Origin of the sequence: Mesorhizobium loti CJ3sym (assembly GCF_000472785.1) — a bacterium.
Classification (GTDB): domain Bacteria; phylum Pseudomonadota; class Alphaproteobacteria; order Rhizobiales; family Rhizobiaceae; genus Mesorhizobium; species Mesorhizobium loti_E.
In genome coordinates, this window is sequence record NZ_AXAL01000001.1 from 353,382 (window position 1) to 365,160 (window position 11,779).

13 protein-coding genes and 1 pseudogene are annotated in these 11,779 nt (G+C 64.0%); 1 reads left to right on the forward strand and 13 read right to left on the reverse strand.

All coding sequences use genetic code 11. The features are described from left to right. Positions 1-18: 18 nt before the first annotated feature. A complete protein-coding gene (locus A3A9_RS0101990) occupies positions 19-2,160 on the reverse strand; it encodes a sodium-translocating pyrophosphatase (protein ID WP_027057284.1) in 2,142 nt (713 codons plus the stop codon). Here A3A9_RS0101990 and A3A9_RS43795 point away from each other — a divergent pair. After that, positions 2,153-2,380, forward strand: coding sequence for a hypothetical protein (locus A3A9_RS43795; RefSeq protein WP_152536039.1), 228 nt, complete (start codon positions 2,153-2,155; stop codon positions 2,378-2,380). The genes A3A9_RS0101990 and A3A9_RS43795 overlap by 8 nt on opposite strands. 41 nt (positions 2,381-2,421) lie before the next feature. On the opposite strand, the gene A3A9_RS0101995 is transcribed toward A3A9_RS43795, so the two are convergent. The 12 genes and pseudogenes from A3A9_RS0101995 to A3A9_RS0102050 form a co-directional block, all read right to left on the reverse strand. Next, on the reverse strand, positions 2,422-3,171 hold the full coding sequence (locus A3A9_RS0101995) for an ABC transporter permease (protein ID WP_027057285.1): 750 nt from the start codon (positions 3,169-3,171) through the stop codon (positions 2,422-2,424). Continuing rightward, a pseudogene (locus A3A9_RS41045) lies at positions 3,168-4,090 on the reverse strand (ABC transporter ATP-binding protein). Before A3A9_RS41045 ends, A3A9_RS0101995 begins: the two are co-directional and overlap by 4 nt. Beyond that, positions 4,087-5,250 (reverse strand): ABC transporter permease, encoded by a 1,164-nt coding sequence (locus A3A9_RS0102005; protein WP_027057286.1) that lies wholly within the window; start codon positions 5,248-5,250, stop codon positions 4,087-4,089. Before A3A9_RS0102005 ends, A3A9_RS41045 begins: the two are co-directional and overlap by 4 nt. 55 nt (positions 5,251-5,305) lie before the next feature. Beyond that, entirely contained in the window at positions 5,306-6,217 is a 912-nt protein-coding gene (gene osmF, locus A3A9_RS0102010) for a glycine betaine ABC transporter substrate-binding protein OsmF (RefSeq protein ID WP_027057287.1), read from the reverse strand. A gap of 179 nt (positions 6,218-6,396) precedes the next feature. After that, complete coding sequence (locus A3A9_RS0102015) at positions 6,397-7,614, reverse strand: MFS transporter (protein ID WP_027057288.1); 1,218 nt, start codon at positions 7,612-7,614, stop codon at positions 6,397-6,399. Continuing rightward, positions 7,611-8,111: a transcription antitermination factor NusB gene (nusB, locus tag A3A9_RS0102020; RefSeq protein ID WP_027057289.1), complete on the reverse strand. Its 501-nt coding sequence runs from the start codon at positions 8,109-8,111 to the stop codon at positions 7,611-7,613. Before nusB ends, A3A9_RS0102015 begins: the two co-directional genes overlap by 4 nt. Further along, positions 8,108-8,602, reverse strand: coding sequence for a 6,7-dimethyl-8-ribityllumazine synthase (gene ribH / locus A3A9_RS0102025; protein WP_027057290.1), 495 nt, complete (start codon positions 8,600-8,602; stop codon positions 8,108-8,110). The genes nusB and ribH overlap by 4 nt, the downstream gene beginning before the upstream one ends. Before the next feature lie 104 nt (positions 8,603-8,706). Beyond that, positions 8,707-9,078, reverse strand: coding sequence for a hypothetical protein (locus A3A9_RS38085; RefSeq protein WP_033838261.1), 372 nt, complete (start codon positions 9,076-9,078; stop codon positions 8,707-8,709). 43 nt (positions 9,079-9,121) lie between these two features. Beyond that, entirely contained in the window at positions 9,122-9,739 is a 618-nt protein-coding gene (locus tag A3A9_RS0102035; RefSeq protein WP_027057291.1) for a riboflavin synthase, read from the reverse strand. Next, on the reverse strand, positions 9,739-10,869 hold the full coding sequence (gene ribD / locus A3A9_RS0102040; protein WP_027057292.1) for a bifunctional diaminohydroxyphosphoribosylaminopyrimidine deaminase/5-amino-6-(5-phosphoribosylamino)uracil reductase RibD: 1,131 nt from the start codon (positions 10,867-10,869) through the stop codon (positions 9,739-9,741). Before ribD ends, A3A9_RS0102035 begins: the two co-directional genes overlap by 1 nt. Before the next feature lie 2 nt (positions 10,870-10,871). Next, positions 10,872-11,351 carry a transcriptional regulator NrdR gene (gene nrdR, locus A3A9_RS0102045; RefSeq protein ID WP_027057293.1) on the reverse strand — a complete coding sequence of 160 codons (480 nt, stop codon included), beginning with the start codon at positions 11,349-11,351 and terminating at the stop codon, positions 10,872-10,874. A gap of 89 nt (positions 11,352-11,440) precedes the next feature. Next, on the reverse strand, positions 11,441-11,770 hold the full coding sequence (locus A3A9_RS0102050; protein WP_027028511.1) for a GlpM family protein: 330 nt from the start codon (positions 11,768-11,770) through the stop codon (positions 11,441-11,443). Positions 11,771-11,779 lie beyond the last annotated feature (9 nt).

Sequence of the window (11,779 nt, forward strand, 5' to 3'; positions counted from 1 at the left end):
ATACTCAATCGTTGTCGCTCAGCCGTGCGCCAGCACGGCCAAAAGCAGGAGCGCGACGATGTTGGTGATCTTGATCGCCGGATTGACCGCAGGACCGGCGGTGTCCTTGTAGGGATCGCCGACCGTATCGCCGGTCACCGAAGCCTTGTGCGCCTCGGAGCCCTTCAGGTGCTTGACGCCGTCCTTGTCGACAAAGCCGTCCTCGAAGGACTTCTTCGCGTTGTCCCAGGCGCCGCCGCCCGAGGTCATCGAGATGGCGACGAACAGGCCGTTGACGATGACGCCGAGCAGCGAGGCGCCCAGCGCTGCGAAGGCCGAGGCCTTCGAACCCGAGATCAAGAGCACGCCGAAATAGACGACGAGTGGTGCCAGCACCGGCAGCAGCGACGGGATGATCATTTCCCGGATCGCAGCCTTGGTCAGGAGATCGACCGCACGCGCATAGTTCGGCTTCGACGTGCCGGCCATGATGCCCGGATCCTCGCGGAACTGCTTGCGCACCTCCTCGACGATGGCGCCCGCCGCGCGGCCGACGGCCGTCATGGCGATGCCGCCGAACAGATAGGGAATGAGGCCGCCGAAGATCAGGCCAGCGACGACGTAAGGGTTGGAGAGATCGAAGGAGATTTCGCCCATGCCCTGGAAGTAGGGATATTTGTCGCCGTTGGCGGCAAAGAACTTCAGGTCGTTCGAATAGGCGGCGAACAGCACCAGTGCGCCGAGGCCGGCCGAACCGATGGCATAGCCCTTGGTCACCGCCTTGGTGGTGTTGCCGACCGCGTCGAGCGCGTCGGTGGAGTGGCGCACTTCCTTGGGAAGGCCGGCCATTTCGGCAATGCCGCCGGCATTGTCGGTGACCGGGCCGAAGGCGTCGAGCGCGACGATCATGCCGGCGAGGCCGAGCATGGTGGTAACCGCGATCGCCGTACCGAACAGGCCAGCGAGCTGGTATGTCGAGATGATGCCGCCGACGATGACGATGGCCGGCAGCGCGGTCGATTCCAGCGACACCGCGAGACCCTGGATGACGTTGGTGCCGTGGCCGGTCACCGAGGCCTGGGCGATCGAGTTGACCGGACGCTTGTTGGTGCCGGTGTAGTATTCGGTGATCACCACGATGAGACCGGTTACGACAAGGCCGACCAGGCCGCAAATGAACAGGTTCTTGCCGGTGATGATCATGCCGGCAACGGTGCCGATCTCGCCCCAGCCGACTGTGGCGGACGTGGCGACGCCGAGGCCGACGATCGACAGCAGGCCGGTGACGATCAGGCCCTTGTAGAGCGCGCCCATGATCGAGCCGTTCGAGCCGAGCTTGACGAAGAAGGTGCCGACGATCGAGGTCAGGATGCAGGCGCCGCAGATGGCGAGCGGGTAGAGCATCGCAGTCTGCAGAACAGCGGTACCGCCAAAGAAGATGGCGCCGAGCACCATGGTGGCAACGACCGTCACTGCGTAAGTTTCGAACAGGTCGGCGGCCATGCCGGCGCAGTCGCCGACATTGTCGCCGACATTGTCGGCGATGGTGGCCGGGTTGCGCGGATCATCTTCCGGGATACCGGCCTCGACCTTGCCGACCAGATCGCCGCCGACGTCGGCACCCTTGGTGAAGATGCCACCGCCAAGACGGGCGAAGATCGAGATCAGCGAGGCGCCGAAACCGAGCGAGACCAGCGAGTCGATGACGATGCGGTCATTGGGCTGCAGGCCCATGAAGTGGGTCAGGATGAGGTAGTAGATCGAAACGCCGAGCAATGCGAGGCCGGCCACCAGCATGCCGGTGATGGCGCCCGATTTGAAGGCGATGTCGAGACCGGCAGCGAGGCTGTTGGAGGCGGCCTGCGCGGTGCGCACATTGGCCCGCACCGAAACATGCATGCCGATGAAGCCGGCAGCGCCCGACAGAACGGCACCGATCAGGAAGCCGATCGCGGCGGTGATCGAAAGCAGCCACCAGGCGAGCACGAGCACGACCACGCCAACAATGGCGATGGTGGTGTACTGGCGCGCCAGATAGGCCTGCGCGCCTTCGCGGATGGCGGCGGAGATTTCCTGCATGCGTGCATTGCCCTGATCGGCCGCGAGGACCGAACGTGTCGCCCAGATGGCGTAAAGGATTGAAAGCAAGCCGCAGGCGATGACGGCGTAAAGTATGGTCATTGCCGAATTTTCCTCGATTGCTGGCCCAAAAGAACCCCTCCCTGGGCCGTTGAGACAAAGACGGATTCCGTTGCACGGAATCCGCCTCTTCGCAGCGGTGTATGCGAAACAGGGCTGCGAACGTCAAGATATTGTTCGATTTTTGCCCGGCTTTCGCCCAAAAGACAAAAACCGTCACAGCCCTGCCGGCATGGGCCTTGATTTAGATCGATTGAAATGACGCTAGAGGATCTTGCCGACTGGCCTCCAGTTACCCAGGGACTACTCCGCCTCACTGCCCATGCGCCGTGCTGTATAGCGCTCGATCGCCGACAATCCGTCATAGATCAGCACGGCAAGTGCCGCCACGATCAGGCCGCCCTGCAGGATGAAGGCGAGATTGTTGGACAACAGCCCGGCGATGATCACTTCGCCCAGCGTCTTGGCGGCCACCGTCGAGCCGATGGTCGCGGTGGCAAGACCGATGACCACCGAAAGCCTGATGCCGCCCAGGATGATCGGCGCGCTGAGCGGCAGTTCGACCTTGAGGAGCCTTTGCCAGCCGGTCATGCCGGCGCCGCGCGCTGCCTCGACGACATTGGCCGGCAGAGTTGTCAGCCCGGTCAGCGTATTCTCGAAGATCGGCAGCAGGCCATAGAGAAACAGCGCGATCAGAGTCGGCTTCTCGCCGAAGCCGACAGCCGGCACCGCGAGCGCCAGAACCGCCACCGGCGGAAAGGTCTGGCCGATATTGACCAGGCTGCGCGACAGCGGCAGGAACTCGGCGCCTGCCGGCCTGGTGACCAGGATGGCAAGCGCAACAGCCACGATGGTCGCGGCCACGGTGGCGAGCAGAACGGTGCGCAGATGCAGCACCGTCAACGTCAGCAGGCTGCCTTGATTGTAGATCACCGGCGCATTGTTTTCTGTCAGCGGCTTCAGCAGCGGTTCGAACCAGCCGGGATTGGTGAGGAAGGCGACGAGCAGCACCACGAGGGCAAGCCGCAGCAGCGCCGGCAGCCAGGCTTTCATGTCGGCCTCGCCGCGCGCTTGACCAGCCCGTCCACCGTGACGCGGCCGAGCGGCTTGCCGTCGGCGCCTTTCACCGGTAGCGCCGGCCGGCCCGACCACAATAGCTCGGCCAGTGCGTCGCGCTGGCTGGCGTCGCCGCGGATGGCTTCGCCCTCGGCGGTGCCGTTCTCCACCGCGTCACGCACCCGTCCGAGCGACAACAGCCGGAACGGCCTTTCGCTGGCGCCGACCAGGGTCTCGACGAAATTGCTGGCTCGGCGGGTCTGGCGTATTGCACGAGCTTGCCGGCATCCATGACGGCGATCTTGTCGCCCATATGCACGGCTTCCTCCATGTCATGGGTGACGAGGATGATGGTGGTGCCGAAGCGCTTCTGGATCGCCAGCAGGTCTTCCTGGGCCTTGGTGCGGATAATCGGGTCGAGCGCGCCGAACGGCTCGTCCATCAACAGCACATTGGGCTCGGCGGCGAGCGCGCGGGCAACGCCGACGCGCTGCTGCTGGCCGCCGGACAGTTCGTGCGGATAGCGCGGCCCGTAGGCCTGCGGATCGAGCTGGTAGAGCGTCATCAACTCGTCGACGCGGGCGTTGATGCGGTCCTTGTCCCAGCCGAGCAACACCGGCACGGTGGCGATGTTCTGCGCCACGGTGCGATGCGGGAACAGGCCGTGGCCCTGGATGGCATAGCCGATGCTGCGGCGCAGCTCATAACCGGGCACGGAACGATTGTCGGCGCCATCGAGCTTGATAATGCCGGCGGTTGGCTCGACCAGCCGATTGATCATGCGCAGCAGCGTCGTCTTCCCGGAACCGGATGTGCCGACAATGACTGCGATTGTACGCGGCTCGATGACCATAGAGACGTCATCGACGACCGTGGTCGTGTCATAGCGCTTGGTGATGCCTTCGATCTCGATCATGCCGTTTCAGCCCTGCGCTTGGTGGTGGTCATCTCGATCACCGCATCGAGGATGATGGCGGCGGCGAAGGCCAGCGCCACGGTCGGCACTGCGCCGAGCAGCACCAGATCCATCGCCGTCTGGCCGACCCCTTGGAAGACGAAGACGCCGAAGCCACCGCCGCCGATGAGCGCGGCGATGGTGGCAAGGCCGATATTCTGTACCAGCACGATGCGAATACCGGTGAGGATCACCGGAAAGGCCAGCGGAAACTCGACGCCGAACAGGCGCTGGCGGTCGGTCATGCCCATGCCGCGCGCGGCGTCGTTGGCCGCGCGGGGTACACCAGCAAGCCCAACCACGGTGTTGGCCACCACCGGCAGCAGCGAATAGAGGAACAGGGCGACAAAGGCGGGTGCCGTGCCGATGCCGCGAATGCCGAGCGCGGCAGCCCCAGGCACATGAATGGCGACCCAGCCAAGCGGCGCGATCAGCAGGCCAAACAGCGCGATCGAGGGAATGGTCTGGATGATGTTGAGCACGTTCAGCACACCGGCCCGCAGCTTCTCGACACGATGGCACAGGATGCCGAGCGGCAGGCCAATGACCACCGCGGCAAACAGCGAGCCGAGCGCGAGCGTCACATGCTTGGAGCCTTCGGCCCAGAAACTGTCGGCGCGGTTGAAATATTCCTTGAGGATGGAAAGATCGTTCCAGCTTCCCGACACCAGCAAAAGACCGACCGCCGCCGCGGCCAGCACCAGCACGCCGACGCGTGCCCAGGGCGAAAGCTCCAGCCTCGTCAGCACATCAGCGAGCAGAAGCGTGAAGGCAAAGATCAGTATCCAGAAACCGAAGGCTGGCGAAATTCTGGCAAACGTGTTGCCTGCCGGCGTGAGGAATGTGCCGGCGACGCCGACGAGCAGGGCGAGCGCGACAAGTGCCACGACGCTGGCTACAAGGCGCAACACGAGCGGTGTCTTGAAGAGCGCGATGAGCGCCGCGACGACGATGATGACGAGCAGCAACGCCCCGGTCGCTGTCGGCAGCGCTTCGAGAATCGAACGCGCCTGGCCGGGAACAATGCGGTTGGCGCGGAACGTGGCAAAGGGGGCGACGAACGCCGCATAGGCCGCGATCGCGGCAATGACCACGCCGAGCTTGTCGAAACGGATATTCACGCCCTCCCCCGTCGGTCGTTCCGGCGCGCCACGCAAGCGGCGCGCCGGAAGCGTCCTACTTCAGAAAGCCGTTCTTCTTCAGGAAGTCCTCGGCGACGCCCCTGACCGGCTCACCACCGACCTGCACGCGGCCGTTCAATTCCTGCAGCGTGACGAGATCGAGCTTGGCGAAGACCGGCTTCAGCAGCGTCTCGATCTCCGGGTGCTCCTTGAGCACGGATTCGCGGATGATCGGCGCCGGCTGATAGACCGGCTGCACGCCTTTGTCGTCCTCAAGCACGACAAGGCCGGACGGCGCGATGCCGCCGTCGGTGCCGTAAACCATGGCGGCGTTGGCACCGCTGGTCTGGTTGGCGGCCGCGGCGATGGTCGCCGCCGTGTCGCCGCCCGAGAGCGTGATCAGCTGGTCCGGCTTCAAGGTGAAGCCATAGGTGGTCTGGAAGGCCGGAAGGGCTGCAGCCGAATTGACGAACTCGGCGGAAGCCGCCAGCACGACCTTGCCGCCGCCCGAGACGTATTTGCCGAAGTCCGACAGCGTGACGAGCTTGTTAGTATCCGTCACTTCCTTGCGCAGTGCGATCGCCCAGGTGTTGTTGGCCGGCGCCGGCGACAGCCAGACGATCTTGTTGGCGTCATAGTCGAGTTTCTTGGCCGTCTCATAGGCCTTGGCGGCATCCTTCCATGCCGGATCATCGGCTTTCTCGAAGAAGAACGCGGCGTTGCCGGTGTATTCGGGATAGATGTCGATCTCGCCGGCGGTGATCGCCTTGCGCACCACCGGCGTGCCACCCAGCTGGATGCGATCGGTGGTCTTGATGTTGTTGGCGTTGAGGACCAACTGGATGATGTTGCCGAGCACGCCGCCCTCGGTGTCGATCTTCGAGGAGACGACCACCTGGGCACTGGCGGAGGCGGCCGTGACGGCGAGCGCCAATGCCGCGCCGGCGAAAACCTTGACTGAAAACATTGTGAAAACCCCTTGCTGTGAACCGGAATGCGGTGGCCGCATATGAGCATGGCTTCAACGGCCAGTCGGGGCACACGGTTTCATAACAATAGGTAGAGGCGCAATAATTTTGTTTCAGATCGGCAAATTCGGCCGAAGCAATCCTGACAACATCATGTCAGGTCGGAGTGATTTGGGGGTCAGGTGCTGACCTTGGGCGAAGCAGTCATCTTGAGCGCACCAAGCGCCACGAAGCACAGTACTGTGACCGGAAAGATCATCCAGTTCAGCATTTCCCAGCCCCAGGCGTTGTAGACCATGCCCGACAGCAGCGAAGCGCAGGCGACGGAGCCGAACAGGACGAAGTCGTGAAAGCCCTGCACCTTGCCCTTTTCCGACGGCCTGTAGCTGGCAGCCACCATGGCGGTTGCACCGATGAAGCCGAAATTCCAGCCGAGGCCAAGCAGGATCAGTGACGTCCAGAAGTGCCACAGCTGCAGGCCCGACAAGGCGACAATGGCGCAGCCGATGAGCAGGATCAGACCGACGGCGACAATGCGCTCGGCGCCGAAGCGATGGATCAGCGAGCCGGTGAAGAAGCTCGGTGCGAACATCGCCATAACGTGCCAGGAGATGCCGAGCGTCGCGTCATTTTCCGACAGGCCGCAGCCGACCATGGCCAGCGGCGCGCCGGTCATGACAAAGCTCATCAGCGCATAGCTGCCGACGGCACAAAACAGCGCGGCGACGAAGCGCGGCTTGGCGACGATTTCGGCCAGGGGCCTCGCATCACCGTCGGAAATGTCAACCTTGCTCCCGGCCTTCGCCGGCAGGCGCAGAAACGACAGGATGATGGCGCCGGCCGCGGCCAGCGGCAGGATGGAGATGAACGAGCCGGCAAACATCACCGGCGCGAACAATTCGCGGGTGAAGATGACGATCTGCGGCCCAAGAATGGCGGTGACGATGCCGCCGGCCAGCACGAAGGAAATGGCGCGTGCCTTGAACTGCGGCGGCGCGTTGTCGGCGGCGGCGAAGCGGAACTGCTGAACGAAGGCGCCGCCGGCGCCGATAACGAGCAGCCCAAAGGCGAACAGCCAGAAGCTGCCGTGGAACAGTGCCAGGGTGGCGACCAGGCCGCCAAGGGCGGTGATGACGGTTCCGGTCATGAACCCGCCGCGCTGGCCCAGCCTGCGGATGATGGCCGCGGCCGGCAGCGCGCCAAGCGCCACACCGATGTTGAAGCCGGTGATTGGCGCCGTCGCCAGTGATTTGTCGGCACCGAGCAGATATTGCCCGGCCAGTGCGCCCATGGAGATGGCGATGGGGGCGGCCGAGCCGATAATCGCCTGCGAGGCGGCGAGGATCAGCGCGGCGCGCCGCGCCTCCTTGCCCGCCTCGACGGCGATCGACGTCACGATGCGTCCTTGCCGCGCCCCTCGCCACGCACCCGGCGTGACACGCGGTCGAGCACGGCATTGACCAGCTTCGGCTCGTCTTCCTCGTAAAAGGCCTTGGCGATGTCGACATATTCCGAAACGATGACCGCCACCGGCACGTCTTCACGCTTCATCAGTTCATAGACGCCTGCCCGCAGGATGGCGCGCAACGTGGAATCGAGCCTCGACAGCGGCCAGTCCTCGGTCAGCGCCTGGCGAATGATCGGATCGATATTCTTCTGGCCCTCGACGACGCCAGCCAGGATGGCGCGGAACCACTGGGCATCCGCCTCGCGATAGAGCGCGCCGTCGACCTCCTTGCCAAGGCGAAAGGCTTCGTATTCGGCGGTGATCTCGAAGACGCCACTGCCGGAGACATCCATCTGATAGAGCGCCTGCACGGCGGCCAGACGGGCAGCGCCGCGCTTGTTGGCGTGACGCACGGCCGGCTGTCCGGGCGAAGCGGGTTCGCTCACGATCGCGCTCCCAGTCGTTCCTTGAGTGCTATCATGGTCAGCGCCGCACGCGCGGCGAAGCCACCCTTGTCGCCTTCCGAGCGCTTGGCCCGCGTCCACGCCTGCGCGTCGTTCTCGGTGGTCAGGATGCCGTTGCCGATGCAGACCGAGTCCTGCACGGTCAGGTCCATGAGCGCACGGCTGGATTCATTGGCAACGATGTCGAAGTGATAGGTGTCGCCACGGATAATGCTGCCGAGCGCAACAAAACCGTCGTAATGCGTGCCGCCTTCCGCCGCGCCATCCAGCGCGAAGGTGATCACGGCCGGAATCTCGAGCGAACCTGGAACGGTGACGACGTCGTAAGTCGCGCCCGCTTCATCGAGCGCGCTCGTTGCGCCGTCGAGCAGTGCGTCGGCAAGGTCGTCGTGAAAGCGCGCTTCGATAATGAGCAGATGCGCCTTCGCCTTCGGACGAATGAAGGCTTTGCCGTGTTGGGATGTGCCAGCCATGAAAGTCTCCGGGGGTTGCCGGTGACTTAGGCCGAAGCGACCACATTCGCAAGCTTTGTCCGAAGGGCCGGCCCCAATTTCCGGACAGCGCAGCGCTTGCCGAACTAAACCGCCCTACGCCCTTGCCGCGCGACAAAGACCATAATGTCGCTGAGCATGTCCTCGATGGCACTATCGTCACGCCCGGTGTGCCTTAGATTGCCGACAAGTTTCCAGACTGATCCCATATTGATGGCACCATGGATGCGCGCGATATGACCCAATCCTGTGATGGAAATGTTTCGGATATCCGGGTCGGGAGAACGTGCGTATTTGAAGCAGACATCCTGCGCGAAATGCCAATCGTCTTGCTGTGATATGCTGAGGATCGCCCGGACCCGATCCATAACATCACCTTGGAGAAGGTCCTTGTAAGTCTGCGAGCGATCGAGGTCTCTGACGTCTTCATAAACGAGGGTTTTGGGATCGACGGTCATTTGCTGCCTTCGGAACGGCACGCGGATATATAACATTTGACCGCTACAGCCCCTCTTTCGCCGCCTCCGCCAGCCGCGCCGCGTAGCGGGCCATGGTGTCGATCTCGAGATTGACGCGGTCGCCGGCCTTGCGCTCGCCCCAGGTGGTCACGGTCAGCGAGTGGTGGATCAACAGCACGTCGAAGCGGTTGCCTTCGATCTTGTTGACGGTGAGCGAGGTGCCGTCGAGCGCGACTGAGCCCTTTGGCGCGATGAATTTCGCCAGATGGCGCGGCGCCTCCAGCGTGAAGCGCACCGCATCGCCCTCATCCTTGCGCTCGACGATCTCGGCGGTGCCGTCGACGTGGCCCGAAACGATGTGACCGCCGAGTTCGTCGCCGATCCTCAGCGCCCGCTCCAGATTGATCCGCGTGCCTGACTTCCAGCCCGAGGCCGTGGTCAGCCGCAAGGCTTCTTCCCACGCCTCGACCTCGAACCAGCGCGCGTTCGAGCCACTGTCGGGCAAAGCAGTGACCGTCAGGCAGACGCCGCCGCAGGAGATCGAGGCGCCAATGGCGATGGTCCCGGGATCGTAGGCGGTATCGATGCGCAGGCCGACGCCTTCGCTCAGCGCCTTGACGGCCGCAACGGTGCCGATGTCGGTGACAATTCCCGTAAACATCAGATATCCCTTATCCATTCGGCATAGCTGTCTTCGCCGAACCGCATCTCGCGCAGTTTGCGAAATCCAGCCGGGATATGGTCAGCGTCAACAGGCGATGCAATGCCGTCCTCGCCGATCGCTTCCGGTCCCTGGAACAGCACGATGCGATCGACCAGTCCATCGGCCAGGAAAGCGCTGGCTACCTTGGCGCCGCCCTCGACCAGGACGCTTGCCATGCCGAGCGCCGCCAGATCCTCGAGTAGTTCCGGCAGCGCCACGCCGCCCTCATGTGTTTCGGTGCCGATGAATCGCACGCCGGCGCGCTCAAGCGCGGCCCGGCGCTGCGGATCGGCCTCCAGGCATGCGGCGACGTAGAGCGGCACGCGATCCACGCCCGAGACCAGTTTCGAGGCCTCCGGCAGCCTGATCTGGCGGTCGAGCACGATGCGCGCCGGCGAACGGTTCTCCAATCCCGGCAGACGAACCGTCAGCGCCGGGTCGTCTGCCAGCGCCGTTCCGATGCCAACCAGAATGGCATCGGCCTCGGCCCGCATCAGGTAGACTTCGCGCCGCGCAATGTCGCCTGTAATCGCGACCTGGCCGGCGCCATCCCTGCCGATCTTGCCATCACTGGAAAGTGCAAGCTTCAGAATCACTTCTGGGCGCTTGCTAAGCGATCGAATGAGATAACCGGCCATCTGCTCGGCGGCTTCGCCCGCCAGTACCTTTTCGACCACTTCGATGCCGGCGGCGCGCAAGATGGCATAGCCTTTGCCGGAGACACGCGGATCGGGATCGCTGGCCGCACCCACGACGCGCGCAATGCCGGCATTGACCAGCGCGTTGGCGCAAGGCGGGGTGCGACCGTGATGAGCGCACGGCTCCAAAGTGACGTAAGCCGTAGCACCACGCGCGAGTTCGCCAGCCTCGGCCAGCGCCTCGGTCTCGGCATGCGGCCGACCGCCGATGGCGGTGACACCGGTGCCAACGATCATCGGCCCCGCGCCGTCGTCGCGCACGATCAGCGTGCCAACCGACGGGTTGGTCGAGGTGCGGCCGGCATTCCTGCGCGACAGTCTCAACGCCGCAGCCATGAAACGGCGATCAAGGGCTGCCTGTTCAGCCTCGCTGCGTTGCGGTGCTGCCATGCTCAGCGGGCTTCCTCTTCGCTCTTCTCTTCGTCGCCCTTCAACTCGCCCAGCAGCTCGTGGAAATCCTTGGCCTCGCGGAAATTGCGGTAGACCGAGGCAAAGCGGACATAAGCGACATCGTCGAGCGACTTCAGCGCCTCCATGACCAGCTTGCCGACCTCGCCGGAAGCCACTTCCGTCTCGCCGGAGCTTTCGAGCTGGCGCACGATGCCGGTCACCGCGCGATCGATGCGCTCGGGGTCGACGTTACGCTTGCGCACCGCGATCTCGACCGAGCGCAGCAGCTTGTCGCGGTCGAACGGCACTTTTCGCCCCGACTTCTTGACCACGACCAGATCGCGCAACTGGACGCGCTCGAAGGTGGTGAAACGGCCGCCGCAATCGGGGCAGACACGCCGCCTGCGGATCGCCGCGCCATCCTCGGCGGGGCGCGAATCCTTCACCTGCGTATCTTCGGACTGGCAATAGGGACAGCGCATGAAAAGCCTTGGGTTCGCGAATCTGGTGAGGCGAAAGGCTTAGAGCCTTTCCGGCCGGGATTGAAGCAGTTCCTCGACGGCCTGCCGCATCAGAGATAGCGAGGCGCGAGGAAGATTGCCAGTGCGGCAACCAGCCAGACGGCGATGCCGCCGGCGACAGCCAGGCGATAGTCAACCTTGTCGACGAACAACCAGCAGGCACCGAGGAAGGCAAGATAGGCGGGAATTGTCTTTACGCCGGCAAGGCAGGCATCACGGAAGCCGCCCGGATCACCCTTGGCGCCCACGGCGAGCAGGGCAATGACGGCGAATGTAGGCGCCAGTGGCAATATTCCTGGCAGGACATTGCCTCGCTTGGATGCCCAGGCGATCAGCGCCGTCACCAGCCCGCCGATTACACCCTTCCAGACAATATCCATCCGCAATCC